This window comes from Pseudonocardia sp. HH130629-09, from assembly GCF_001294645.1.
Taxonomy (GTDB): Bacteria; Actinomycetota; Actinomycetes; order Mycobacteriales; family Pseudonocardiaceae; genus Pseudonocardia.
Map to the genome: position 1 here is coordinate 1806294 of NZ_CP011868.1, position 25717 is coordinate 1832010.

Below are 25717 nucleotides of genomic sequence, written 5' to 3' on the forward strand. Positions count from 1 at the left end.
GCGCCGCACCGCGGCGGGGCATGCGACGGGGGGCTCCATGACGACCGACGACCTCACCGGCGGACGCGAGGTCGTCGTGACCCAGGCCCGGTCGCACACCGAGCGCGGCATCCTGCGGCGCTGGGCCGAGGAGCACCACCCGGGCGCGAGGGTCGTCGGGATCGGGCCGAACGGCGAGGTGCCCTCCGTCCTGGGGGAGGCCCTGCACGGCGACGACACCGTGATCGTCCCCGCCCGCGTGGCCTGGGTGACCCCCGAGCCGGAGGACAGCGGCGCGGTCGGCAAGCTCACCGGGCTCGCGACCTCGGCCGTCATGCGGATGGCCTGGTCGCCGCTGCACCCCTCGATGGCCCGGCACCGCCCGGACGCGGCGCGGGTCGTCGTGGGGGAGGCCGCGACCGTCGCCGACCTGGTGTCGCGGTTCGTCGCCCAGGAGAGCGGGCGGCCCGGCAGCAACGGCTTCACCCGCTTCGTCGCCCGCCAGGCCGTGCTGGCCTGCGACCGCGCGGAGCGGCGGATCCTCGGCGACCGCTACAAGGTGCCGCGCCGGATGGTCGAGCAGATCACCTCCTCGTCGCGGTTCGCGGCGCTGGTCGACCGGCTCGCCCGGCAGACCGGCACCCCGGCCGCCGAGGTCGAGCAGCGCCTGGAGTCCTGCCTGCACGAGATGGCCGCGGTGCAGAGCCCGCCCGCGATCGACGTGTTCCGGGCGATGATGGGCCCGATGCACTCCAAGGCCTGGGACGTGCAGGTCGACGAGTCCGGGCTGGAGCGGTTGCGGGAGCTCAACAAGGAGCACGCACTGGTCTTCCTGCCCAGCCACCGGTCCTACGCCGACCCGCTGCTGTTCGCCGAGGTGCTGCACGACCGCGACTTCCCGCGCAACCACGTGCTCGGCGGCAACAACCTGTCGTTCTGGCCGATGGGGGCGCTGGGCCGCCGGGCCGGGATCGTGTTCATCCGGCGCACCTTCGGCGGGGACACGATCTACAAGGCCGCGATCCAGGAGTACCTGGGGCATCTGCTCGCGAAGCGCTTCAACCTGGAGTGGTACATCGAGGGCGGCCGCAGCCGCACCGGCAAGCTGCGCAAGCCCCGCATCGGGCTGCTGCGGTACCTGGTGTCCGCGCTGGAGGAGCGCCCCGAGCTCGACGCGATCCTGGTGCCGGTGTCGATCGTCTACGACCAGCTGCACGAGGTCGGAGCGATGGCCGCCGAGCAGCGTGGGGCGGCGAAGAAGGCCGAGGGCCTGGGCTGGCTGCTCGGCTACTTCCGGGACCAGCGCCGCCACATCGGCACCGCCCGGGTGCGCTTCGCCGATCCGTTCGCGCTGCGCCAGGCGCTGGCCGACGCCGGGCCGGGCCGGGCCCAGCTGGAGAAGGTCGCGTTCCGGGTCTGCGCCGGCATCAACCGGGTCACCCCGGCCACCGCGACCTCGCTCGCGACCTTCGCGCTGCTCTGGGCACAGGACCGGGCACTGACCCTGCAGCAGGTCCGGGAGGTCGTCGCGCCGTTGGCGGACTACCTGGAGGCCCGCGGCATCCCGGTGCCGATCGCCGAGCTGCGGACCCGGCACGGCCTGCGGATGACCCTCGACCGGCTGGCCGAGGCCGGTGTCGTCACGATCTACGACGGCGGCACCGAACCGGTCTTCGCCATCAGCACCGGCCGCCACCACGTGGCCGCGTTCTACCGCAACGGCGCGCTGCACCACCTGCTCAACCGGGCCATGCTGGAGATCGCGCTGCTGCGGGTGGGCGACGCCGACCCGGACGAGGACATCGTCGAGGTCGCCTGGCGCGAGCTGGCCCGGCTCCGGGACCTGCTGAAGTTCGAGTTCTTCTTCTCCACCCGCCGCGAGTTCCGCGCCGAGATCATCGGCGAGCTCGACCTCGTCGACCCGCAGTGGCGGACCCGCGCGGCGGATCCGGCCGACGTCCGCGGCGCGCTGCGGCAGGCGCCGCTGCTGGTCGCACCGGGTGTGCTGCGCTCGTTCTTCGACGCCCAGCTCGTCGTCGCGGACCGGCTCGTCGCGCTCGGCGAGGAGCCGATGACCGACGAGAAGGAGTTCCTGGAGGACGGCCTGGGGGTCGGCCGCCAGATGCTGCTCCAGCAGCGGGTCGACCGCGCGGACTCGGTGTCGCGTGAGCTGTACGCCACCGCCGTGCGTCAGGCCGCCAACCGCGACCTGCTCGCCGAGCCGGAGTCCGGCGCGGCCGGTGCGCCGTTGGCCGACCGGCGCGCAGCCTGGCTGACGGAGGTCACCGCGGTGATCCACGATCTGGGACGGCTGGGCGAGCTGCAGCGCGCCCGCCTCGAGGTGGTCCTCGGTTCCGGCGAGACGACGACGGTCGCGGCCTCCGCCGCCGGCGCCGTCGTGCCGCCGGCCGGGGCACAACAGCGTGCGGAAGGGGACTCGGGTGTCGCCAGCTGACGGTGCGCGGGACGGGGACACCCGGGCCAGGATCCGGGCCATCCGGGAGGCCGAGCCCGGACCGGGCACGATCGCCTACTTCGACTACGACGGCACCGTCATCGACGGTTACTCGGCGGGCGCTTTCTACCGCCGACGGCTGCGTGAGTTCGACGTCGGCCCGGTCGAGATGGTGCGCACGGTGCTCTCGGGCATGCGTGGCATCCGCACCGACGACGACTTCAAGGAGTTCCTCGCGATCACCCTCGCGACCTGGAAGGGCCGTAGCGAGGACGAGCTGCTCGCGCTGGGCCGGACCCTGTTCCGCGACGAGATCGCGGCCGCGCTGCACCCGGAGGTGTGGGAGCTCGTCGCCGCGCACCGGGAGCAGGGCCACCAGGTCGTGATGGCGTCCTCGGCGACCCGGTTCCAGGTGCAGCCGATGGCCGAGGAGCTGGGCGCGGACCGCGCACTGTGCACCGAGCTGGAGGTGCGCGACGGCGTGCTGACCGGCCGCGTCGCCGGGACCTCGCTGTGGGGGACCGGCAAGGCCGACGCGGTGCGGGCCGACGCCGCGGCGCACGGCGTCGACCTCGCGGACTGCTTCGGCTACGCCAACGGCACCGAGGACGCGGAGTTCCTCTCCGCCGTCGGGCACGCGGTGGCCGTCTCGCCGACCGACTCGCTGCGCAGGCTCGCGGTGGAGCGGGGCTGGCCGGTGCTCGACTGCGCGCCGCGGGGCGGGCTCTTCCCGAGCGTCGCCGACCTCGCCCGGACCGCGGTGTTCTACGGCGGCCTGCTGGGTGGTCTCGCGACCGCGGCCGGCGCGGGTCTGCTGCACGGCTCGCGGCGGCGCTTCGTCGACATGGCCGCCGGGGTGGGCTCCGACGTCGCGTTCGGGCTGGCCGGGATCGACGTCGAGGTCAGCGGCGCGGAGCACCTGCACTCGGCGCGCCCGTGCGTGTTCGTGTTCAACCACCAGTCCAAGTTCGACGTGCCGCTGATGATGAAGCTCCTCCGCGAGAACTTCACCGGCGTCGCGAAGAAGGAGGCCGCACAGATCCCGGTGTGGGGCCAGCTGTTCTGGGCCGCCGACGTCGCGTTCGTCGACCGCGGCAACTCCACCGCCGCCCGGGAGGCGCTGCGCCCCGCCGTGGAGAAGCTCCGCGACGAGGGGGTCTCGCTGGCCATCGCGCCGGAGGGGACGCGCTCGGCGACGCCGCGGCTCGGCCCGTTCAAGAAGGGCGCGTTCCACATCGCGATCCAGGCCGGTGTCCCGATCGTCCCGGTGGTCATCCGCAACGCCGGCGAGATCATGTGGCGGGGTGCGCAGACGATGCGCGGTGGCACCGTTCAGGTCGCGGTGCTCCCGCCGGTGGACACCTCGTCGTGGGTGCCGGAGGACGTCGGGAAGTACGCCGACCAGGTCCGCGACCAGTTCCTCGACACGCTCGCGGCCTGGCCCGAGCGGCGGATCGCGCAGGACGGACGCAGCCAGGAGGACCCGGCATGAGTGACACTCCGCTGGCGTGGGGTTCGGTCCGCGAGATCTCGTCCTTCGAGACGATGATGTGGCGTGCGGAGGCCGACGACGCCCGGTTCCGCTCGCCGGTCCTCGCGGTCGAGCTGCTCGACACCCGGCCGGACTGGGACCGGCTCCTGGCCGCCGTCGACTGGGCGACGCGGATGGTGCCGCGCTTCCGCGAGCGGATCCGCGAACCGCTCGGCGGGCTGGGCACGCCCTACTGGATCCACGACGTCGAGTTCGACCTGCACTACCACCTGCGCCGGGTGCGCATCCCCGGCGCGGGACCCGACTTCTGGCCGGAGCTGTCCTCGATCGCCGAGCAGTTCATGATGACGCCGTTCGACCGGGAGCGGCCGCTGTGGGAAGCCACCCTCGTCGAAGGTCTCCCGGGCGGTCGCGCCGCGTTCCTGCTGAAGCTGCACCACGTGCTCACCGACGGGATGGGTGTGGTCCAGCTGCTGTCGCAGCTGCACAGCCGCAAGCGGGAGCACGACGAGGAGAAGCCGCAGCCCCCCGCACCCGCCACCGAGGCGCCCGACCCGCTGGCCGAGGTCGACCGGCTGGTGCGCCGTGAGGCCGGCATCGTCCCGGCGACGGTGCGCGCGGCGCGCGACGTCGTCGGCGCGCTGACCCACCCGCTCTCCGCGGCCCGCGACAGCGCGCGCTACCTGGAGTCCGCGCTGCGGGTGCTGTCGCCGCCGCCGGGCACCGGGTCGGAGCTGCTGCGCCCGCGCGGGACGTCGTGGCGGTTCGTCGCGCTCGACGTCTCCTTCCCCGACCTGCGGGCGGCCGCGAAGACGGTCGGCGGCTCGTTCAACGACGCCTACGTGGCCTCGCTGCTCGGCGCCTTCCGCCGCTACCACGAGGAGATGGGCCACCCGGTCCCCGGCGACGCCGTCCTGCGCACCTCGGTGCCGGTGTCGGTGCGCCGCCCCGGGGACGCCGACGGCGGCAACCGGTGGGCGCCGGCCCGGCTGCGCGGCCCGATGGGCATCGCCGACCCGGCCGCCCGGCTGCGGGCGGTCGGTGAGCAGATGCGTGCGGCCCGCGAGGAGCCCGCGCTGGAGAGCCCGGACGTCGTCGCCCCGCTGCTGGCCCGGCTGCCCGGACCGCTGCTGACGCTGGTGGCGGGCGGGTCGACCCAGGGCAACGACCTGCAGGCCTCGAACGTGCCGGGCCTGCGGGCGGAGGCGTTCCTGTGCGGGGCTCGGATCGAGCGCGTCTACCCGTTCGCGCCGCTGCCCGGCTGCGCGGCGATGATCACCGTCGTCACGCACGGCGAACTCTGCTGCGTCGGGGCGAACATCGACGCCGCGGCCATCACCGACCGCGACACCTTCGCGCGCTGCCTGGCCGAGGGGTTCTCCGAGGTCCTCGCCCTGCACCCGGGATCGGCCGAGCCGGTGGTGGTGGCATGAGCGCCGTCCACGTCGGCGGGTCCGGCGAGCCGTTGCTGCTGCTGCACGGGGTGACGTCGTCGTGGCGGGCCTGGAAGCCGGTGCTGGCGATGCTCGAGGAGCACCACGAGGTCTGGGCGGTCACCATGCCCGGCCATCTGGACGGCCCCCCGATGCCCGAGGGCGAGTTCAGCATCGACCTGCTGGTCCGACGCGCTGATCGACCAGCTCGACGAGCTGGGCGTGCCCGAGCGCCCGCACGTCGTCGGGAACTCCCTCGGCGGCTGGGTCGCGCTGGAGCTGGCCCGCCGCGGGCGCGCCCGGTCGGTCGTGGCGCTGTCCCCGGCCGGGACGTGGGAGATGCCCGCCGACCTGTACCGGCTGCTCGCGAGCTTCCGGATCGGCGCGATGCTCGCGGGGTGGGCGCCGGTCCGGGCGCTCGCCTCGTGCGGCCTGATCCGCCGGCCGATGCTGCGCGCGCTGTCCGAGCGCACCGACCGTTTCACCCCCGAGGAGGTCGCCGAGTTGTTCGCGGACTTCACCGGCTGCACGGTGCTCGACCCGCTGCTGTCCGCCGCGCGGATGGACAACGCGATGGCACCGTTCGAGGAGCTGCCCTGCCCGGTCAGGATCGCGTGGTCGGGCTCGGACCGCACGATCCCCTACAGCCGTTACGGGCGCCCCATGATGGACGCCGTGCCCGGCGCGGAGTTCGTCGTGCTGCCGGGGGTCGGGCACGTGCCGATGGTCGACAACCCGGCCCTGGTCGCGTGGACGATCCTGCAGCACACCCGCTACGAGGTGGCCTCGTGACCGGGCCGGCCGCCGGGTCGCCGGACGGGGCCGTGGACCTGGCCGCGGCCGTCGAGGGCTGGGCGCCGGAGCCGCTCGTCGGCACCGACGCGGTGTCCGCGTGGTCGGTCGCCGCGTTCTCCGGCCTGCTGGACCTCGACCCGGTCGCCGCCGAGGGCGACCCGCTCCCGCCGCTGTGGCACTGGTTCGCCTTCCTCGACACCCCGCCGACGTCTGCGCTCGGGGACGACGGGCACCCCGGCGAGGGTCGCTTCCTGCCGCCGATCCCGGACCGGCGACGCATGGTCGCGGGCGGCCGCCTGACGTGGCACGCCCCGTGGCGGGTCGGTGAACCGGTGACCCGCCGCCAGGAGCTCGGCCCGGTCCGCGTGAAGCAGGGCGGCAGCGGGCAGATGGCCTTCGTGACCACCCGCGCGGAGTTCCACCGCGGTGACGCGCTCCTCTGCGTCGAGGAGCAGGACATCGTCTACCGCTCGCAGCCCGCGGGCACCGGGCGCGGGATCACCGCCCCGGCCCCGGCGCCGCCTCCGGAACACGAGTGGGGATTCACCGTGCCGACCGGCCCGGAGCTGCTGTTCCGCATGTCGGCGCTGACCTACAACACCCACCGCATCCACTACGACCTGCCCTACGTCACCGAGGTGGAGGGCTATCCCGGGCTCGTCGTGCACGGCCCGCTGTTCGCGCTGCTCGGCCTGGAGATCGCGCGCCGCCACCGCCCGACGGCGTTCGTCCGCGGCTTCGAGTACCGCCTCACCGCACCGGCCTTCGCCGGCGCGGACGTCTGGGTCGGCGGGACCCCGGACGGGGACCGCATCGTCGTCGCCGCGGGCTCCGACGGGGCACCGGAGTCGGTGCGGGGGAGCATCGAGCTGGCATCCTGACCGGTCAGGTCCGCGGGGCGTAGCGGCGGACGAACCGCCGCTGGCCCGGGGGCGCCGCGTCCCACGTCACCGCGCACCCCGCCGCCCGCACCCGACCCACCGGGCGTCACGCACCGGTGGCCCGACCACCGGTACCCGCCTCCCGCCGGGCCGCGACCGGCTCCCGCGGGATCGATCAGCACGATTCGGCCCTCCGCGGGGCGGAAACGTGCTGATCGCCGAGGAGTCACGGTGTCTCGGGGTCCGCCATCGCGGCGAGTGCCTGGGCCAGGGCCTCCTCGACGCGGGCGGCCTCGACACCGGCCGCGGACAGGACGCCGTCGCCGTCCTCGGTCTCCAGCAGCGCGAGCAGGACATGCTCGGTGCCGATGTAGTTGTGTCCCAGCCGCAGCGCGTGGCGGAACGTCAGCTCCAGGGTCTTCTTCGCGTCCGGGTCGAACGGGATGAGGGCGGGGAGGGTGTCCGCGGGGGCGGGCAGCGCTGCGGTGGCGGCCTCGCCCAGCGCCGCGGTGTCGGTGCCGAGCCCGGTCAGCAGCAGCACCGCGAGCCCACGGGTCTCGGAGAGCATGCCGAGGAGCAGGTGCTCCGGCGTGATCCGGTCGTTGCCGGCCGCACGGGCCGACTCCTGGGCGGCGACGACGACGGCCCGCGCCCGCGGGGTGAAGCGCTCGAAGCCGCCCGCCATGTCGGTCCCGGGGTCGGCGCGTGGCACGAACCGCTTCTGCGCGGCCTGCTTGGACACCCCCATGCTGCGGCCGATCTCGGTCCACGAGGCGCCGGAACGGCGCGCCTGGTCCACGAAGTGGCCGATCAGGTGGTCGGCCACCTCGCCGAGGTGGTCGCCGGCGAGTACTGCGTCGGACAGCTGCTCCAGGGGGTCCTGGTGGATGGCGGTGATGGCTCGGATGAGGTCGTCGAGACGGACGGTGGTGCCCGGAGGCGTCGGAGTTCCCATGCGTCAACTGTAAGTTGACGCAGGTGATCCGTCAACATTGGGTTGACGGTCATTCGTGCTCGGGCAACAGGGGCACCTGCAGGCCCTCGTCGTGGCCGAGGCGGCTGGCGCGGCCGACCGAGGCCGAGCCGAACCGGCTCCGGACGGCGTCGAGTGCGGAGTCCAGGGCGGGTCCGGCGTGCGCGTCGAGCGGCAGCTCCAGCTGCAGGGCGTCGTCGCGGTCGAGGTTGGTCAGCGACAGGCCGAGCAGGGTGATCCCGTGCCGGTGGATCTCGGGCAGCGCGTCGACGAGCAGTCGTCGTGCCGCGGACAGGATCGTCGGGGTGTGGGCGGTCGCGACCGGCAGGGTGTGCGAGCGCGTGATGCGGGCGTAGTCGCCGAACCGCACCCTCAGCACGACGGTGCGGCAGACCCGGCCGCCGGCGGGGGTGCCGATCGCGCCGGTGCCCGCCGGATCGTCCGGATCGCCGCCCGGCCCGGCGGCGTCGAACGGGTCCGGGGTGCCGTCCTGCTCGCCGCGGTCGGAGCCGCGAGGGGCGCGCAGCCGCCGGGCCAGCCGGTCGACGGTCGAGGCCAGGATGCCGTCCAGCTCGGCGTCGGTGCGCGGGCGCCGGCCCAGGGCCCGCTGCGACCCGATCGACCGGCGGGACCGGTGGGTGTCCACCGGCCGGGGGTCCTGCAGGTGCGCCAGGGCGTGCAGGTGGCGGCCGGCGCCGGGTCCCAGGTAGGAGACCAGCGCCGCCTCGCCCAGCGACGCGACGTCGGCGACGGTCCGGACCCCGACCTCGTGCAGCCGGGCCGCGGTCACCGCGCCGACGCCCCACAGGCTGCGCACCGGCAGCGGGTGCAGGAACTCCCGTTCCCGGTCGGGGTCGACGACCAGCAACCCGTCGGGCTTCGACGCCCCGCTGGCCACCTTCGCGAGGAACTTCGTGCGGGCCACGCCGACGCTGATCGGCAGACCCGCCTCCCCGGCTACCCGCTCGCGCAGCCGCGTCGCGATCTCCCGGGGTGTCCCCGCGATCCTCGCCAGCCCGCCGACCTCCAGGAACGCCTCATCGATGGACAGCCCCTCGACCTCCGGGGTCGTGTCGCGGAACAGCGCGAACACCGCGCGGCTCGCCTCGGAGTAGGCCGCCATCCGCGGCGGCACGACGATCGCCTGCGGGCACAACGCCCGCGCCTGGCGCCCGTTCATCGCGGTCCGCACGCCGTAGGCCTTCGCCTGGTAGCTGGCCGCCAGCACGACACCGCCGCCCACGATCACCGGTCGCCCGCGCAGCCGCGGGTCGTCGCGCTGCTCGACCGACGCGTAGAACGAGTCCAGGTCGGCATGCAGAATGGTGGCCAGGCCGCGCACGAACACATGTTCGCATGCCGCCGGTGCGACGGCGAGCGCTCGGTGTGGTGTCTCAGGCGCCCCCGGTCCGGCTGCGCCAGCGCTCGCGGGCCCGCCGGGCGGCCTTCGCCACCGCGGTGTCCGGGTGGTGCTCGCCCAGCGCGGCGAGCACGTCGCCGACCCGGGGATGGTCGAGCTGCCACAGCATGTCGAACACGTCGAGGGACTCGGGCGGGAACTCGGCGGCGAACGCGTCCGGCCAGTCCTCGGCGTCGACGGTGTCCAGCGCGACGGCCAGCACGTCGACCGAGGCGACCAGCAGGAGCTCCGGCTCGACGGCGTCGGGGTCCAGCTCCCCGCGCGCGACGAGGCGGCGGGCCACCATCCCGCGGTGCGGGCCGTCGAGGTGCTCGCGCAGCAGGGTGTCGACGGTGTCGGCGCCGAACCGGTCCGCGGCCACCCCGGTCGCGGTGAGCGCGACCAGCAGCGACTGTCCCGGGGCGAGCGCGGCGGCCACGAAGTCCGCGACCGCGCGGGCCGGGTCGGGCTGCGCGGCGTGCCAGGCGTCGATGTCACGGCGCCACTCGTCCGGCGCGACCTCCCCGGCCAGCTCGACGATCTCCGCGGCCGAGGCGACCGCAGGGTCCGGGCGGGTCGGGTAGTGCAGGTCCTCGGCGGCGAGCAGCAGCAGCGCGCAGGCGACTCCACCGGGGGTCAGCTGCACGATCCCGCCGACCCGCACCTGGCCGACCAGGTCGTCCGGCTCGGTCCGCGAGCCGGTCCAGGCGACGACGCCGAGCCGCTCCAGCTGCTCCAGCAGCAGCTGCGCCCGGCCCTCGGCGACGCCGGTGTCGCCGGGCTGCTCCTCGGTCCAGTCGAGCAGCACGTCCAGGGCGTGGCACAGGTCGTCGTGGTCGACGCCGTCCTCGACGTGGCGCAGCAGGAACAGCAGGGCCGGGGTCGCGTCCTCCGAGGGCGGGCCGTCCCCGGCGCCGAGCAGCGCCTCGATCGTCTCGTCGTCGATCCCGGCCCCCGGCACCGGGGCCCCGTCGTCGAACCCGAGGACCACGTCCTCGAGCGGTGCGGGCAGCGACGGGTGGGCCGACGAGCCGGCCGGGCGGTCGGGGTCCGTCCCGTCGTCGATGACGGTACGCGGCCAGCCGGTCGAGAGCGCGCCCACGTCGCGGGCGGCCAGCACGAGGTCCTCGTGGGCGGTGGTGTCGTCGAGCCCGGCGAACCGTGGCACGGCCACCAGCCTGCCCTTCTCCCGGCGCACCGCGCCCGCGCGCACGCTGGTCTCCAGCACCCAGGTGAGCGTCCGCAGCCGGGTGGAGCGGTCGAGGCGGCCGTAGCGGTCCGGCTCGTCACCTGTGTCGAGCAGGTCCACCAGCTCCCGCGCGTCGGCCAGCCGCAGGTTGCCGGTCGCGGTCAGCGGCCTGCCGCGGTCGCCGCACCAGGCGGCCAGCGCGCGGGCGTCGTGCAGGATCCGGGCCTGCGCCGCGGACGCCGCCCGGTCGGCGGGCGAGGGGATCCGCACCGGGTCCGGGTCGTCGCCCAGCTCGGTCAGCAGCGGGGACCCGGCGCCGGCCTCCAGCTCCCCGTACTCCTGCACGTACTCCCCGCACAGCCGCCGCACCTGCGACGGCCGCGGACCGCCCGGCGCGAGCAGCCCCCGTTCGTCGAGGTACTCGATGAACGCCGCGACGCTCGCGGGCACCAGACGCACCGGCAGCCGGTGCTCCAGCACGACGTGCGGGCACCAGCCGTCGAGGAAGGTCTCGACGTGCTCCAGGGGCCAGTCCGCGAGGTCACCGTCCGCCGCCAGCCATTTGTACTGCAGCAGCAGCTCCGCCGACATCGGCTCGGCGTCCACCTCGTTCTCGGTGAGCCACGCCGCGAACCCGTCGAGCAGTTCCTGGGCGGCCGCGTGGAACTCGTCGTCGGAGTCCGGGCCGAACCGCATGCGCATGGCCCGAGTGTGCACGCCCGGCGGGCCGGCCACACCCACGGCCGCGGATCGGCGTGTCCGGCGCGGGCCACCGGCTCGGCAGGCAGGATGGCCGGGACATGACCACATTCCTCGCCCTGCTGGCGGCCGCGGCCGCCATGGCCGGCAACACCGTCGCCGCCCTCTGGGAGGCCCGCGGGAGCCGGCTGGCGAAGTACGGGCGGCCGGTGTGGCTGCAGCCGTGGTTCCTCGCCGGGCTGTTCGCCGACATCCTGGCCTGGGTCCTCACCGTGGTCGCGCTGCGCTACCTGCCGGTCTTCGCGGTCCAGTCGATCCTCGCCGGCGCGATCGCCCTGACCACGCTGGCCGACCACGGCTGGAACCCGTGGAACCTGATCCGGCGCGACCGGTGGGCCGTCCTCGCGGTGCTCGCGGGCCTGGTCGTGGTGGCCGCGAGCGCCGAGCCGGACCGCCCGGACGCGCTGCCCCCCGTGGCCACCCCGGTCCTGCTCGTGTCGTTCGTGCTGATCCTCGCCGCCGCACCGTTCGTGTGGCGGGCCAGGCGGCCGATGCTGCTGGCGCTGCTGGCCGGGCTCGGGTTCGGCGGTACCGCGCTGGCCGTGCGGGCCATCCACCCCGGGCCGCTGCGCTGGGAGACCGCGGGCAGCCTGCTGCTCGACCCGCTGGTGTACGGCGTCGTCGCGATGGGTGTGCTCGGGGTGCTCGCCTTCGCCCGTGCCCTGCAGGACGGCGCCGTCGGCCCGGCGACGGCCGTGCTGTCGGTGACCGAGGTCGTGGTGCCGGGCGTCGTCGGGCTCGCGCTGCTCGGCGACCGGATCCGGCCGGGCTGGGAGGGCGCCGCGCTGGCCGGGGTACTGGTCGCGCTGGCCGGTGTGGTCGTGCTGACGCGTCCCGACCCGGAGTCGGTGCGCCGCCGGGTGCACTGAGCCGGCTCCCGAGCGGGGAACAGCCACGGCCCGAGCCGGTGTTGCCCCCACATGACGAGCACCTGGACCTCCGCGACGACCGAGAGCACCGAGCGCGCCACGCACGACACCTGGCGCGCCGACCGCGAGCGGATCCTGGCCGAGCCGCACGGCTGGCTGTCGCTGACCGCCCTGCACTGGCTCGACGACGGCGAGGGCGGGCTGCCGGGGCTGCCCGGCACCTGGCGGGTCGCCGGCCCGGACGCGGTCGCGGTCACCGCCGAGGCGGCCGACGGCGTCGTCCTGCCCGGCACCGACGCGCCGCTCGACGGCACGGCGCACCTGCACCCGGTGGACGGCGCACCCGGTGCGATGGTCACCGTGGGGGAGCGGGTCGTCGAGATCGCGCGGCGCACCGACTCCTACGCGCTGCGTGTGCGCGACCCGAGGGCGGTCACCCGGACCGCCTTCACCGGTGTCCCGGCCTGGGGTTACGACCCGGCCGCGGTCGTCGACGCGGTGTTCACCCCCTACGACGCGCCGCGCACCGTCGCCGTGGACGCCGTCGTCGCCGGCCTGCAGCACTTCCCGACCGCGGTCGGCGAGGTCGCCTTCACCTGGGCGGGCCGCCCGCAGCGACTGGTGGCGCTGGCGGGCAAGGACGTGGGCCTGTCCCTGCACTTCCGCGACGCCACCTCCGGGGACACCACCTACGGCGGCGGGCGCATCCTGCGCACCGACGACCCCGCCCCGGACGGGACCCTGCGCCTCGACCTGAACCGGGTGGTGAACCTGCCCTGCGCGTTCACCGCGTACGCCACCTGCCCGCTGCCGCCGGCCGGGAACACCTTGGACGTGCCGGTGGAGGCGGGTGAGCGGACCCCGTCGCGGCCCGACCAGGTCTGAGGCGACGGGCGGCCCGGCACACGGGGAGCGTGTGCCGAGCCGGGGGCGGCGAGCCCCCGTGCCGCGGCGGTTGCAACCTCCCCGCAACCGGTGTCGTGGGGCACGCGGGTGGTGTTCACTCCGGTCGTTGCCCCGACGACCGCGGCAGGACGGCGAGCGCCGCCACGGTCGTGGCGAACGGCTCGCTGGAGGTGCTAGTGAGGACCACGCAGGAGAAGACGGCGGCACGCACGACCGCGGAGGGCTGGCTCACCGCCTTCGCCGACGCCCTGTCCGCCCGCGACATCGACCGGGCCGTCGGGCTGTTCGCCGACGAGAGCTACTGGCGCGACCTGGTCGCGTTCACCTGGAACCTGAAGACCGTCGAGCATCACGACGGCATCCGTGACCTGCTGACCCACACCCTCGACCCGACCGACCCGTCGCACTGGGCGCTCTCCGCCGAGCCGACCGGGGCCGGCGGTGTCACCGAGGGGTGGTTCACGTTCGAGACCGCCGTCGGGCGCGGCTCCGGGCACGTCCGCATCGTCGACGGGAAGGCGTGGACCCTGCTCACCACCCTCGACGAGCTGAAAGGCCACGAGGAGCCCCGCGGGGAGAACCGGCCGCTCGGCACCGAACACGGCGCCAACCCCGCCCGGGTCACCTGGAAGGAACGCCGCGACGCCGAGCTGGCCGAGCTGGGCCACACCCGCGACCCCGAGGTCGTGATCATCGGCGGCGGGCAGGGCGGCATCGCGCTGGGCGCCCGGCTGCGCCAGCTCGGTGTCGACACGATCATCGTCGAGCGCAACGAGCGGCCCGGCGACTCCTGGCGCAAGCGCTACAAGAGCCTCGCCCTGCACGACCCGGTCTGGTACGACCACCTGCCGTACCTGAAGTTCCCGGACAACTGGCCGGTGTTCGCGCCGAAGGACAAGATCGGCGACTGGCTGGAGTTCTACACGCGGATCATGGAGCTGAACTACTGGGGCTCCACCACCGCGAACAGCGCCGAGTTCGACGAGGCGTCCGGGCGCTGGTGCGTCGTCGTCGACAGGGCGGGCGAGCAGATCACCCTGCGGCCGCGCCAGCTCGTGATCGCGCTGGGGGTCTCCGGCAAGCCGAACATCCCCGACTTCGCGGGCCGGGAGCAGTTCCGGGGCGAGGTGCAGCACTCGTCGCAGCACCCCGGCCCGGACGCCTACCGGGGCAAGAAGGTCGTGGTCATCGGCTCGAACAACTCCGCCTTCGACATCTGCGGGTCGCTGTGGGAGGTCGGCGCCGACGTCACCATGGTGCAGCGCTCGTCGACCCACATCATCAAGTCCGACACGCTGATGGAGTACGGGCTGGGTGATCTCTACTCCGAGCGCGCGGTCAAGGCGGGCGTCGACACCCACACCGGGGACATGATCTTCGCGTCGATCCCCTACCGGATCATGCACACCTTCCAGAAGCCCGCCTACGACAAGGCCCGCGAGGTCGACGCGGACTACTACCGGCGGCTGGCCGACGCCGGGTTCGAGCTGGACTTCGGCGACGACGACTCCGGCCTGTTCATGAAGTACCTGCGCCGCGGCTCGGGCTACTACATCGATGTCGGCGCCGCCGAGCTCGTCGCCGACGGCGAGGTGAAGCTGGTCCGCGGCCAGATGCACGAGTTCACCGAGAAGGGCGTGAAGCTCGCCGACGGCACCGAGCTCGTCGCCGACCTCGTCGTCTTCGCGACCGGCTACCGGTCGATGAACGGCCTGGCCGCCGACATCGTCGGCCAGGCCGTCGCGGACAAGGTCGGCAAGGTGTGGGGCCTGGGCTCGGACACGACCAAGGACCCGGGGCCCTGGGAGGGCGAGCAGCGCAACATGTGGAAGCCCACCCAGCAGCAGAACCTGTGGTTCCACGGCGGGAACCTGCACCAGAGCCGGTTCTACTCGCTGTACCTGGCGCTGCAGCTCAAGGCGCGGGAGGCGGGCATCGACACCCGCGTCTACGGGCTGCAGGAGCGGCACCACCTCTCCTGACCGCCGAGCAGGAGAGCCACCGGGGTGGCCGCGCGCCGGGATCGCGCGCGGCCACCCCGTACTAGCGTTGCGCCGGTGACCACCTCCGACGGCGCGGTGCCGTCCAGCCGGGCGCTCTGGGCCGAGCTCGAGCCGGTCCACGACGTCGTCTACTTCGCCCCCGAGGCTCAGGCCGCCGCCGGGGCCGCCGGGTTCCGCGGGTTCTGGCGTGGCTACTTCGCGATGCGCGCCGCGGCACTGGGGCCGGTGGGCGCAGCACCCGTGACGGTCGCGTTCCACGGCTTCCACCCGTCGATGGTCGCCCGCGCACTGCCCGCGGTCTGGTCGCTCGGCACCCCCGCCGCGGCGCTCGCGGCCCGCCTCGCCGGTGCCACCGCCGCACTGCGCCGATCCGGGCTCGACGGTGCCGGCCCGGCCGCCGACCCGGCCGCGCTGCGCCGGGCCGCGGAGCTGGCCTGGGCGGCCGCCGGGGAGGTCGACGTCGACGGCCGCGTCCTCGCCGCCGCGAACGCCGCGCTGCCCCGCCCCGACGGCGACCTCGAGACCCTCTGGCAGGCGACGACGACGCTGCGCGAGCACCGCGGGGACGGCCACGTCGCCGTCCTGGTCGCGCGTGGCGTCGGCCCGGTCGCCGCGCACCACCTCAAGATCGCCGCCGGGGAGACCGACGGCGAGTGGCTGCGCACCGCCCGCGGGTTCGACCACGAGACCTGGGCGGCCGGTGCGCAGGACCTGCGTGCCCGCGGCTGGGTCGACGCCACCGGTACGCTCACCGCCGCGGGCGCGCAGGAGCACGACGAGATCGAACGGCTCACCGACCGGGCCGCCGCCCGCCCGTGGGCCGCCCTCGGCGCGGACCGGACCGCCGAGCTCGCCGCGCTGCTGGCGCCGATGGCGTCGGCGTTGCTCGCGGCCGGGGACGTGCCCGCGCACGGCCCGGTCGGGCTCGTCCGGGACGCCCGATGAGGACCGCCACGACCGTCGAGGCCTCCGGCGGCGACTGGCGCGAGACCGTCGAGTTCGTCGTCGAGGCCGAACGGCTCGGTCTCGACGACTGCTGGGTCGCCGAGGCGTGGGGGTCGGACGCGCCGTCGGCGTTGGGCTACCTCGCCGCCCGCACCGAGCGGATCCGGCTCGGCTCCGGGGTGATCCAGGTCGGCACCCGCTCGGCGGTGGCGGTCGCCCAGGCGGCCCTGACCCTGCACGACATGTCGCAGGGCCGGTTCCTGCTCGGCCTCGGCGCGTCCGGCCCACAGGTGATCGAGGGCCTGCACGGGGTGCCGTTCGCGCGCCCGTTCACCCGGCTGCGCGAGACGATCGAGGTGGTCCGGGCCGCCTGCGCGGGGGAGCGCATCGACTACGACGGCGAGACCGTCGCGATCCCCCTGCCCGGCGGCGAGGGCCGCCCGATGCGGCTGTCGACGACACCCGTGCCGGACCTGCCGGTGTTCGTCGCGGCGTTGTCCCCGCGGATGCTGGAGCTCACCGGGCGGGTCGCCGACGGCTGGCTGGGCACGAGCTTCGTCCCGGAGGGCGCCGAGGCCTACCTCGCCCACCTCGACACCGGTCTGCGCGCGGCCGGACGGGCCCGGTCCGCGATCGAGGTCTGCCAGGGCGCCGAGGTCGCCTTCGCCGCCGACGAGGCCGAGCAGGCGGCGATGGTCGACGACCGCCGCCCCGGCATCGCGTTCAGCCTCGGCGGGATGGGCACCGCCGAGCGGAACTTCTACTACGACGCCTACCGGCGCCAGGGCTGGGGCGAGCGCGCCGACGCCGTCCGCGCCGCCTGGCAGCGCGGGGACCGGGCCGGCGCCGCGGCCCTGGTCACCGACGAGATGGTGCTGGGGACGACGCTGATCGGCACCCACGAGCGGGTCGGCGCGCGGCTGCGGGACTGGGCCGCCGCCGGCGTCGACACCGTCCGGCTCTACCCCGCGGGCGAGACGCTCGACGAGCGACTCGGCACCCTGGCACGGGCAGTGGAGCTGGCCCGCGCCGCGGGGTGAGCACACGGCGGCGGCGCGCCGCTGCTCGGACGACCCACGCGGGGCTCGTAGGCTCGACTCTCCCCAGGCCAGGCACGCCTCACCGGTTGTCGGACGGATCACGAACGGGTGTGGGCGCCCTACGGTCGGGGCACTCCCGGTACGTCCCGAACCGACATCGGAAGGAGCGGTGAGCACCATGGCCACCCCGATCACCAGCCCGCTCGACGGCGGCGCCACCGACATCACCGGCCGCGTGCTGCAGGAGACCCTCGTCGACCTCGTCGACCTGTCCCTGGTCGCCAAGCAGGCACACTGGAACCTCGTCGGCAAGCAGTTCCGTGACATCCACCTGCACCTCGACGAGCTCGTCGACCTGGCGCGCGAGCACGGCGACTCGGTCGCCGAGCGTGCCGCCGCCATCGGCGTCGCCCCCGACGGTCGCGCGAGGACGGTCGGCCGCGACACCGGGCTGCCCGAGTACCCGGCGGGCTACGTGTCCGACCAGGACACCGTGCTGACCATCTCGGCGACCGTCGACGCCGTCGTCGACCGGCTGCGTCCGCGGATCGAGCAGGCCGGCAAGGCCGACCCGCTCACCGAGGACCTGCTCATCGAGCTGGGTCGTGCGCTGGAGGAGGCCCGCTGGATGTGGCAGGCCCAGGCCGCCGGCTACCGCGGCGAGGTCTGAGCAGCACCCACCACACCGGCCCCGGACGTCCCCACCACGGCGTCCGGGGCCGTCGTGCGTCCGCAGGCGTGAGGCCCGCAGCGTGAGATCTGCGGTGGGTCACTGCACTGCCGTCGCGGCCGCGGTGACCGTCGCCCGCCAGATCGCCATCGCCGCCCACAGCACGAACACCCCGACCGGCAGCGGCAGCGCATCGGGCAGGTCCGCGCCGTACCGCGGCCGCAGCGCGCCGGCCCGCCACACCCGGCCCGCCTCGTTGACCGCGTCGGCCGTGGTGAGCAGCGCGAACCGGTGCCCGACCCCCGAGCCGCTGAGCCGGTAGGCCAGGTCGCCGACCTCGACCGACCACCGCGGGCGCGACAGCGGCCCGTCCGGATGGTCGACCGAGCGCTGGATGCGGGCGCGGACGTCGCCCTCCAGCGCGAACCGGGCGATCCCCTCCGAGCGCAGCGCGTAGGGATGCCCGTCGATGACGAGGTCCCGGTGGGCCTGCCAGGCCCGTGCGCTCCACCCGGTCACGGCCCGACCGTCGGCGGTGACCTCGTAGCGCACGCGGAGCAGCCCGGCCGGAACGGAGGTGGCACGCAGCTGCACCCGCCCAGCGTGCCACCTCCGGTGGCCGCCGCGGGAGGGTCATCCGGTGAACCGTGTGATCGTCCTCGCGTTGCTGGCCGCCTGCGCCGGGGTGGTGGACGTCTGGGCGGTGGTCGCCCTGGGTGGCGCCTTCGCCGGCGTCGTCACCGGCAACCTCGTGACGGCGGGGCATGCCGTCGCCGTCGCCGACCCGGTCGAGCTGCTCCCACCGGCGGTCGCGGTGGCGGGCTTCGTCGCCGGGGTCGGTCTGTGGTCGCTGCACCGGCGGTGGCGGCGGGACGCGGTGTCCGCGCCGCTGCTGGCCGAGCTGGTCGTGCTGGTCGCACTCGCCGTCGCGTGGCTGCTCGCGCCCACCACGACGCTGCCGCTGCTGGCCGGGGCCGCGGTCGCGATGGGTGGACAGAGCAGCGTCGCCCGGCTGCTCGGGGAGTCCACGACCTACATGACCGGCACCCTGACCGGTGCGGTCGCCGACCTGGTCACCGGCGACGGGCGGCGGTGGTCGGCGCTGCGCCAGCTCGGCGCGCTGGTGCTCGGGGCCGTCGCGGGCGGACTCCTGCTGGAGCACCTGCGGCCCGCCGTGCCCGCGGTGGCGGTGCTGCTCGCCGGGGCGGCCGTCGTCGTCCACGCCGTCGGCGCCCGGCGGGTGCAGGATGGTCCGGTGGGGCCGGCCGCCCCGTAGGACCCGCCGCCCGTAGGACCCCGCCACTCGTGGGACGACGTAGAAGGAGTACCGACCGTGCCGCTGCACCCGCAGGTGGAAGCCCTCCTGACGCTCTTGGCCGAGCAGGGCGGTGACCCGCCGGAGACCATGACCGTCGAGCAGAACCGGGCCATGATCCGGGGGATGGCCGCGGTGTCCGGCCCGCCCGAGCCGGTCGCGGCGGTCCGCGACGACCGCGCCGGCGACGTACCGGTCCGCATCTACACGCCCGAGGGCACCGGCCCGTTCCCGATCCTGGTCTTCTACCACGGCGGCGGCTGGGTGATCGGCGACCTCGACAGCCACGACCCGGTGTGCCGGTCGCTGGCCAACCGCTCCGGCGCCGTCGTCGTCTCGGTCGACTACCGGCTCGCGCCCGAGCACCGGTTCCCCGCGGCCGTCGACGACGCCGTCGCCGCCCTGGACTGGGTGCACGCCCACGCCGGGGAGTTCGACGGCGACCCGTCCCGCATCGCCGTCGGCGGCGACTCCGCGGGCGGGAACCTGTCGTCGCCCAGCACGCCCGCGACCACGGCCCCGCCCTGCGGTTCCAGCTGCTGGTCTACCCGCCGTCGACGGCGCCGACGAGAGCCCGTCGATGACCGAGAACGCGCAGGGCCCGCTGCTGACCCGGGCCATGATGGAGTGGTTCATGGGCCACTACCTCACCGACGAGAAGGACCTGCGCGACCCGCGGATGTCTCCGGCCCGTGCCACCGACCTGTCCGGGCTGCCGCCCGCGCTGGTCGTCACCGCGGAGTTCGACCCGCTCCGTGACCAGGGCACTGCCTACGCCGCGGCGCTGAACGCCGCGGGGGTGAAGGCGGAGCTGCGCGAGTCGCCGGGCATGATCCACGGGTTCCTGCAGTTCGGCGCCGCGGTCGACGACAGCCGTGCCCTGCTCGACGAGGCGGGCGCCGCCCTGCGCACCGCTCTGGCCTGACCCGCCCCTCCCCGCGCGCCGAGCCCGCGGCGCCGTCGTGCAGGGCGGGGTGGGGCGGGGGCGCCGCGGAGGTCGGGGAATGCCGGCCCCGGGCCGGTCGTTGCGGATGCTCAGAAGGCCGTCCGACCCGAGGAGCACCGTGCCCCGCCTGTCCCCGCCGGTGGCGTTCGCCGTCGTCGCCGCGACGTTCGTCTGGTTCCTCGCCGCGTCGTCCGCGCCGTCCCCGCTCTACGTCGTGTACCAGGAGAGCTTCGCCTTCAGCGAGTTCACGCTGACCACGGTGTTCGCGGTCTACGTCCTCGCGCTGATCGCCGCCCTGCTCGTCGCCGGGTCGCTGTCGGACCACATCGGGCGCAAGCCGGTGCTGCTCGGTGCGATCGCGCTGGAAGCCGTGTCCCTGGTGCTGTTCCTGCTGGCCGACGGTGTCGGCTGGCTCCTGGTCGCGCGCGTCGTCCAGGGCGTCGCGACCGGCGCGGCGACGGCGACGCTGCCCGCGACGCTGGTCGATCTCGCCGCCCGCGGTGACCGACCCGAGCGCGCCGGCGTGGTCAACGGCACCGCGCCGCTCTCCGGTCTCGCCGTCGGGGCGCTGGGCTGCGGCCTGCTCGTCGAGTACGCGCCCGCGCCGACCCGCCTGGTCTGGGCGCTGCTGCTCGCCGGCCTGGTCCTGGCCGCCGTGCTGGTCGCCCTGATCCCGGAGACCATCGACCGTCGGCCCGGGGCGCTCGCGTCGCTGCGTCCGCGGGTCGGGGTGCCGCCGCGGGTGCGGTCCGGGTTCGCCGTGATCGTGCCGATCCTGCTGGCGAGCTGGGCGCTCGCCGGGCTCTACCTCTCGCTCGGGGGCTCGGTGGTCGCGCAGGTGTTCGGCGTGCGCGACCACCTGGTCGGCGGGCTCACCGTCGTCGCGCTCGTCGGGACCGGCGCGGTGACGGCCTTCGCGCTGCGCGGGCGCGTCCCGGTGACGCTGCTCGTCCCGGCGGCCTGGCTGCTCGCCGCCGGCACCGTCGTCACGCTGGCCGGGGTGCTCACCGGAGTGCTCGCGCTCGCCGCCGTCGGCGCGGTCGTCGCCGGGCTGGGTTTCGGCTCGGCCGCCTACGCCACGTTCGGGACGATGTCCGCGCTCGCTGCCCCGCACGAGCGCGGCGAGCTCTTCGCGGCCCTCTACACGCTGGCCTACCTGGCGTTCTCGGTGCCGGCGATGGTCGCGGGCGTCGCCGCGACACTGGGGGAGCTGCGGCCCACGGCGCTGGTGTACGGCGGCGTCGTCGCGGCGCTCGCCGTCGTCGCGGCGGTGCTGGGCCGTCGCGTCCCCGTTCCCGCGACGGGCGGACCGGTCCCCGCGCCGACCCGCTGCGGCTGATCGGCGGACGGACCGACGGGTATGCGTTACTCCGTCCGTCGGTGAACGCGGCCAGGCGACCACTCGTCGCCTACCCCGTGTCGACGGGTGTCACGGGTTGTGACGAGTGGTCTCGGCGTGGTTACGGTGTCGGCCGCTCCGGGCCCTCCCCGCACTCCGGCCCGGGCGGCACCTGCTCCCCGAGGTAGAGGAACGACGATGGCTGGACGACACCGCAAGCCCACCGAGACCGGCTGGAAGGTCGCCCGGATCAGCGCGTTCGCCGCGGTGGCGGCGGCTCCGCTGGGCGTCGTCGGGACCGCGGCGGCGGCCGAGTCGACGTCGTCGGCCGCGCCGTCGGTCGAGCGGACCGCCGCCTGGGAGAAGCTCGCGCACTGCGAGAGCACCGGGAACTGGGACGCCGACACCGGCAACGGGTTCAAGGGCGGACTGCAGTTCACGCCGTCGACCTGGAAGGAGTTCGGCGGCCGGAAGTACGCGCCGAGCGCCGAGCAGGCGACCAAGGCCCAGCAGATCGAGATCGCGAAGAAGGTGCAGGACGAGCAGGGCTGGACGGCCTGGCCCGCGTGCACCGAGAAGCTCGGCTGGCGCTGAGCGGCCACACTGGTCGCATGGATCTGGACGCGGTACGGCGGATCGTCGCCGAGGACTCCGGGCTGTGCACCGTCGCGGTCGTCCGTGCCGACGGACGCCCGCACACCTCGCTGGTCAACGCGGGCGTGCTCGACCACCCCGTGACCGGCACCCCGGTGGCCGCCTACGTCACCTACGGCCCGGTCAAGCTGACGGCGTTGCGCGCGCGACCCGCGACGTCGCTGCACTGGCGGGCCAGGTGGCGCTGGGTGGCCGTCGAGGGCGACTCGGAGATCATCGGGCCGGACGACCCGCGCGACGGCGTCGACGTCCCGCAGCTTCTCCGGGACGTGTTCGTCGCCTGCGGCGGCACCCACGACGACTGGGCCGAGTACGACCGGGTGATGGCCGAGCAGCGGCGGGCGGCGGTGCTCGTGGCGCCGGAGCGGGTGGTCGGGAACCGCTGAGGTCAGCCGGCGTGGGCTGTACGCAGATTCGCAATCATCCGCGAGGCCTCGCCACGGAGACGGTCACAGATCGACCTGCTGGTGTACGCCCCGTCCGTCTCGGCCAGCGGTGTGACCTGGGCCTGAGCACGGAGCGACGCGGTGTCGGCGACGTCGAGCACGAGCTGCCAGAGCCGTAGACCCGTCCCCGGGGCCGCCAGCGATCGCTGGACGGCGCCGAACCGCGCGACCCCGACGATCTCGGAGCTGCCGGGCTCGAACGCCTGAGCTGCACCGACGTGGAAGGTCTGGAGTGTGTGCCGAGACCGTCGCGGGTGCTCCATGTGCAGTCGTTCGACGTGGCGTCCTGGCTCGTGCCAGGTTTCGTCGTCCGGACGCCGAGGCGATCGCGATCCGATGGAGAGAGGCCGTCGCACGGATCCACCGTCGTGACGTCCAGTTCGAACGGCCGAGGCGGGAACGACACCGGCCGGTCCTGCTCATCGTGGCGGGCAGCGCCTCGCAGCCGGTGAGGAGCACGGTGACGGCCAGCCCGATGACCAGCCGGGTGCGCATCACGAGTCGTCCCCGAACTCACCTGCAAGATCGGTGTCGGTGACGCCGTACTCCAGAGCCGTCGCGCGCAGGGCCGTGTGTGCTGCCCGGAGCTCGGCACAGTGGGCCCAGTGGCCGGCCAGGATGTGGTCGATCTTCCGCTGGAAGAGGTTGCGGGCGTCGAGGGGCACAGGATCCCTCGGCCACGGATACCCACCCACCACGGGCGCGGCCACCGGTGCCCGATCGCGGACCCGGCGGAACCGCGGTGCACCCGGCGTCGTCCAAGCCGCATGACCACCTACGCCCACGACCCGGTCGCCTCGACGATCGTCGCCTGCTGGCCTACCGGCGACGGCGCCGTCGCCCACCGGGCCGCCCGCGTCCCGCGGACCCTCGACCACTCCCTGGCCCGCCGCACCGCGACCGCGCTGAGCGCCCTGTCGAGGCACCTGTGGGCCGCCTACGCCGACCAGGCCGCGCACGAGATCGACCCGGCGGAGCTGGCCGCGGCGGTCCGCCACCCGAACCAGCCGGTCGGAGACCTGCTGCGCGTCATGGAGGACGGCTGTGTCGAGACCGCGCACCTGCTCGGCCGGATCGTGGCGCGGGCACCGGGGCGGGCCTTCCGCGACGCCGTCGTCGCCGACGTCCGCGCCGAGACCGACGCCGTCCTCGACGCCGACGACGGCGTCCTCACCGGCCGCTCCGCCCAGGCCGTCGTCCACCCGCGGTGCGACGCCCCGGCCGAGCAGCTCCTCCTCGCCCACTCGCTGTTGCACGACGACCCGCTCGGGCCGCCCGCGCTCGTGACGTCGGTCGAGCCGAACGCGGCCGCCGTCGCGACCCTGCGCTGGCTGCGGGCCTCCGCCGCGCTCGTCGCGGAGCGGGTCGGGCATGCGGTGCCCGACGTCGTCGCGCTCGCCGAGGCCATCGGACACGAGGACCTCGCGGTGGTCCGGCACGTGCTGTGCACCCTCGCCGGGGCCGCCGAGGAGGAGGTGGTCCTCGACCTGTTCCAGGAGGCCGTCCTGGCCCGGCAGGGGTGGTTCGTCGTGTGCCCGGAGCAGGCCCCGCACCCCGAGCAGGGCCACCGGGCGCTCTCGACCGTGCTGGACCCGCTCGAGCCGGCGTCGTGCCTGCTCGACGGGCTGGTCCGCGGGCTGCACGGCTGCTTCCGGGTGTGGCTCGACGACGTCGTCACCCGGGAGGGCCCCGGCACCGACCCGCGGCTGGTCGGGGCCACGCGGATCGTGGAGCTGCGCCGGCTCTACGCCGAGGAGGTCCGGCGCTCGATCGGGGCGGGTCGCTGAGCGCGCTGGTGGGTCGCGCCGCCGATCGCCGAGCTGGGCGTCGGTGACGCTCAGCCGATGACGGTCGGGCCGCGCACCTCGTTCGGGGTGCAGGCCCAGCCGCCGACCCGCGTCCGCTCGGTGCTGCCCCGCACGACGACCGGCCCGGTCACCCGGGCCCCGCACACCTCGACGACGCGGGCCCGGGTCGCGGTCACCGGGCCGGTCACGTCGGACCCGCGCAGCACCAGGCTCGCGCCGCCGGTCACCGTGACCGGCCCGCGGACCCGCGCCCGATCCAGGCAGAGCACCCCCGAGCCGACGGTCAGCGGACCGGTGTACGCCCCGGTCACGGTGCGGGTGCACGCCGGCGTGGCCGGGACCCGGTTGCGGGAGTCGACGGCGTAGGCGACCTTGCCGGGCTTCGGGTCGGTGATCGGGCGGGACAGGTCGCCGAACTCGCCCTTGTCGGCGGCCTTGCCGCCGTTCCAGCGGGCCATCCGGCCGAGCTGGTCCGCGGTCCGGCCGGGCGCGATCTCGGTGTCGCCCGGCGTCGAGGACATCAGCTGCGACGCGTCCTTCACCGCGCGCAGGTGCGAGGCCGGGTCGTGCAGGTCGTAGCGGCCCAGGTCGATCCGGGTGCGCAGCCAGGAGGCCCAGAAGAACTCCAGGTACTCCGGGGCGTCGGCGGTCGGGGCGTAGCCGATGTCGCGGGTGAAGTAGACGAGCCCGCGGTAGGGGTCGTCGGGCAGCAGCGCCAGCCCGATCCGCTCGGGGAGCTGCTGCGGGGTGATGGTGGTGCCGTCTGCGGTGCGCGACCACACCCAGGACCGGGCCTGCATCTGTGCCCGGAACGCGGCCGGCGTCAGCCGGGACAGGTTCGCCTGCACCCGCATCCGGACCCGCACGTCGGGTCCGCCGTCGGCGGTCTCCAGCAGTGACGTCGTCGTGTGGTGGCCGTCGGTCAGGTACAGCGCGTTCCCGGGCCCGACGACGACGGTCTTCATCGCCGCGAGCGACTCCGGTGTCTCCGCACCGGTCGCGATCGTGCACCGGAACGACGACGGGTCGCGCAGCGTGGCGCCCGGTCCGGCCTCGGCGGCCTCGCCCCGCCCGTCGGCCTCGCACCAGTCGTCGAACCGCTTGTTCGGCGTGCCGCGGTCGGTGTCCTTCGTGCCCGCGTAGCGGCCCAGCTTGTAGTGGATCTGGTCGTGGCCGATGTTCGGCCGGGTGGGCAGCAGGTCGCGCAGCCGCACCTCCAGCAGGTCGCCCTCGCGGGCCTGCGCTGCGGACGGGGCGGTCGGTGGCGCTGCGGACGGCACGGCGGTCTGCGCCGCGGACGGCACTGCTGCCTGCGCTGCGGCGGCGCCGGTCGTCGCACCCACGACGAGCGCGGCGACGGTCGCGACGAGCACGGTGCGGACGGCGGTTCGGGACACGGGCACTCCTCGTTCGGGCCCGGC

General features: G+C 74.9%; 22 protein-coding genes and 1 pseudogene. 17 read left to right on the forward strand and 6 right to left on the reverse strand.

Translation table 11 applies throughout. The annotated features are described in order from the left end of the window. Positions 1-37: 37 nt before the first annotated feature. The 5 genes from XF36_RS08210 (at position 38) to XF36_RS08230 (ending at position 7035) form a co-directional block, all read left to right on the forward strand. Positions 38-2434, forward strand: coding sequence for a glycerol-3-phosphate 1-O-acyltransferase (locus XF36_RS08210; protein ID WP_060711522.1), 2397 nt, complete (start codon positions 38-40; stop codon positions 2432-2434). Then, positions 2421-3926 carry an HAD-IB family hydrolase gene (locus tag XF36_RS08215; protein ID WP_020628118.1) on the forward strand — a complete coding sequence of 502 codons (1506 nt, stop codon included), beginning with the start codon at positions 2421-2423 and terminating at the stop codon, positions 3924-3926. Before XF36_RS08210 ends, XF36_RS08215 begins: the two co-directional genes overlap by 14 nt. Continuing rightward, positions 3923-5359, forward strand: coding sequence for a wax ester/triacylglycerol synthase domain-containing protein (locus tag XF36_RS08220; RefSeq protein WP_060711523.1), 1437 nt, complete (start codon positions 3923-3925; stop codon positions 5357-5359). The genes XF36_RS08215 and XF36_RS08220 overlap by 4 nt, the downstream gene beginning before the upstream one ends. A 135-nt stretch (positions 5360-5494) precedes the next feature. Beyond that, positions 5495-6151 carry an alpha/beta fold hydrolase gene (locus tag XF36_RS08225; RefSeq protein WP_202968552.1) on the forward strand — a complete coding sequence of 219 codons (657 nt, stop codon included), beginning with the start codon at positions 5495-5497 and terminating at the stop codon, positions 6149-6151. Continuing rightward, positions 6148-7035 carry an FAS1-like dehydratase domain-containing protein gene (locus XF36_RS08230; RefSeq protein WP_060711524.1) on the forward strand — a complete coding sequence of 296 codons (888 nt, stop codon included), beginning with the start codon at positions 6148-6150 and terminating at the stop codon, positions 7033-7035. The genes XF36_RS08225 and XF36_RS08230 overlap by 4 nt, the downstream gene beginning before the upstream one ends. Before the next feature lie 226 nt (positions 7036-7261). Here the strand turns inward: XF36_RS08230 and XF36_RS08235 are convergent, their stop codons facing one another. The 3 genes from XF36_RS08235 to XF36_RS08245 are packed head-to-tail and all read right to left on the reverse strand — an operon-like array spanning position 7262 to position 11298. Then, entirely contained in the window at positions 7262-7990 is a 729-nt protein-coding gene (locus XF36_RS08235) for a Clp protease N-terminal domain-containing protein (protein ID WP_060711525.1), read from the reverse strand. Between the two features lie 49 nt (positions 7991-8039). Further along, the gene (gene dinB / locus XF36_RS08240) at positions 8040-9356 is read right to left on the reverse strand and encodes a DNA polymerase IV (RefSeq protein ID WP_064485396.1); all 1317 of its coding nucleotides are present in this window, start codon (positions 9354-9356) and stop codon (positions 8040-8042) included. A gap of 46 nt (positions 9357-9402) precedes the next feature. Beyond that, complete coding sequence (locus XF36_RS08245; protein WP_145981303.1) at positions 9403-11298, reverse strand: hypothetical protein; 1896 nt, start codon at positions 11296-11298, stop codon at positions 9403-9405. Positions 11299-11396: 98 nt separating this feature from the next. Between XF36_RS08245 and XF36_RS08250 the strand changes: the two genes are divergently transcribed. From XF36_RS08250 to XF36_RS08275, 6 genes are all read left to right on the forward strand, one after another. Next, positions 11397-12224, forward strand: a complete 828-nt coding sequence (locus tag XF36_RS08250) for a hypothetical protein (protein ID WP_060711527.1) — start codon at positions 11397-11399, stop codon at positions 12222-12224. A 51-nt stretch (positions 12225-12275) separates the two neighbouring features. After that, the gene (locus XF36_RS08255; RefSeq protein ID WP_060711528.1) at positions 12276-13109 is read left to right on the forward strand and encodes a DUF1684 domain-containing protein; all 834 of its coding nucleotides are present in this window, start codon (positions 12276-12278) and stop codon (positions 13107-13109) included. 197 nt (positions 13110-13306) lie between these two features. After that, positions 13307-15112 (forward strand): NAD(P)/FAD-dependent oxidoreductase, encoded by a 1806-nt coding sequence (locus tag XF36_RS08260; RefSeq protein ID WP_082375784.1) that lies wholly within the window; start codon positions 13307-13309, stop codon positions 15110-15112. 75 nt (positions 15113-15187) lie between these two features. Next, positions 15188-16078 (forward strand): SCO6745 family protein, encoded by an 891-nt coding sequence (locus tag XF36_RS08265; RefSeq protein ID WP_060711529.1) that lies wholly within the window; start codon positions 15188-15190, stop codon positions 16076-16078. After that, positions 16075-17118: an LLM class flavin-dependent oxidoreductase gene (locus tag XF36_RS08270; RefSeq protein WP_060711530.1), complete on the forward strand. Its 1044-nt coding sequence runs from the start codon at positions 16075-16077 to the stop codon at positions 17116-17118. Before XF36_RS08265 ends, XF36_RS08270 begins: the two co-directional genes overlap by 4 nt. Before the next feature lie 178 nt (positions 17119-17296). Continuing rightward, positions 17297-17788 carry a Dps family protein gene (locus XF36_RS08275; protein WP_060714524.1) on the forward strand — a complete coding sequence of 164 codons (492 nt, stop codon included), beginning with the start codon at positions 17297-17299 and terminating at the stop codon, positions 17786-17788. Between the two features lie 99 nt (positions 17789-17887). Here the strand turns inward: XF36_RS08275 and XF36_RS08280 are convergent, their stop codons facing one another. After that, on the reverse strand, positions 17888-18382 hold the full coding sequence (locus tag XF36_RS08280; protein WP_060711531.1) for a hypothetical protein: 495 nt from the start codon (positions 18380-18382) through the stop codon (positions 17888-17890). A gap of 46 nt (positions 18383-18428) precedes the next feature. Here XF36_RS08280 and XF36_RS08285 point away from each other — a divergent pair, with 46 nt between their 5' ends. The 5 genes and pseudogenes from XF36_RS08285 (at position 18429) to XF36_RS08305 (ending at position 22428) form a co-directional block, all read left to right on the forward strand. Further along, entirely contained in the window at positions 18429-19064 is a 636-nt protein-coding gene (locus XF36_RS08285; protein WP_060711532.1) for a YoaK family protein, read from the forward strand. Between the two features lie 57 nt (positions 19065-19121). Beyond that, positions 19122-20028: pseudogene (locus tag XF36_RS35505) on the forward strand (alpha/beta hydrolase). A gap of 139 nt (positions 20029-20167) precedes the next feature. After that, positions 20168-21388 carry an MFS transporter gene (locus tag XF36_RS08295; protein WP_238589177.1) on the forward strand — a complete coding sequence of 407 codons (1221 nt, stop codon included), beginning with the start codon at positions 20168-20170 and terminating at the stop codon, positions 21386-21388. Positions 21389-21586: 198 nt separating this feature from the next. Next, a complete protein-coding gene (locus tag XF36_RS34955; protein WP_060711534.1) occupies positions 21587-21982 on the forward strand; it encodes a transglycosylase family protein in 396 nt (131 codons plus the stop codon). Positions 21983-21999: 17 nt separating this feature from the next. After that, the gene (locus XF36_RS08305; protein ID WP_060711535.1) at positions 22000-22428 is read left to right on the forward strand and encodes a pyridoxamine 5'-phosphate oxidase family protein; all 429 of its coding nucleotides are present in this window, start codon (positions 22000-22002) and stop codon (positions 22426-22428) included. Between the two features lie 554 nt (positions 22429-22982). Here the strand turns inward: XF36_RS08305 and XF36_RS32260 are convergent. After that, the gene (locus XF36_RS32260; RefSeq protein ID WP_168169476.1) at positions 22983-23153 is read right to left on the reverse strand and encodes a hypothetical protein; all 171 of its coding nucleotides are present in this window, start codon (positions 23151-23153) and stop codon (positions 22983-22985) included. Positions 23154-23255: 102 nt separating this feature from the next. Here XF36_RS32260 and XF36_RS08315 point away from each other — a divergent pair, with 102 nt between their 5' ends. Continuing rightward, positions 23256-24275, forward strand: coding sequence for a hypothetical protein (locus XF36_RS08315; protein WP_060711537.1), 1020 nt, complete (start codon positions 23256-23258; stop codon positions 24273-24275). 50 nt (positions 24276-24325) lie between these two features. On the opposite strand, the gene XF36_RS08320 is transcribed toward XF36_RS08315, so the two are convergent. Beyond that, positions 24326-25693 (reverse strand): ParB/Srx family N-terminal domain-containing protein, encoded by a 1368-nt coding sequence (locus XF36_RS08320; protein WP_082375785.1) that lies wholly within the window; start codon positions 25691-25693, stop codon positions 24326-24328. Positions 25694-25717 lie beyond the last annotated feature (24 nt).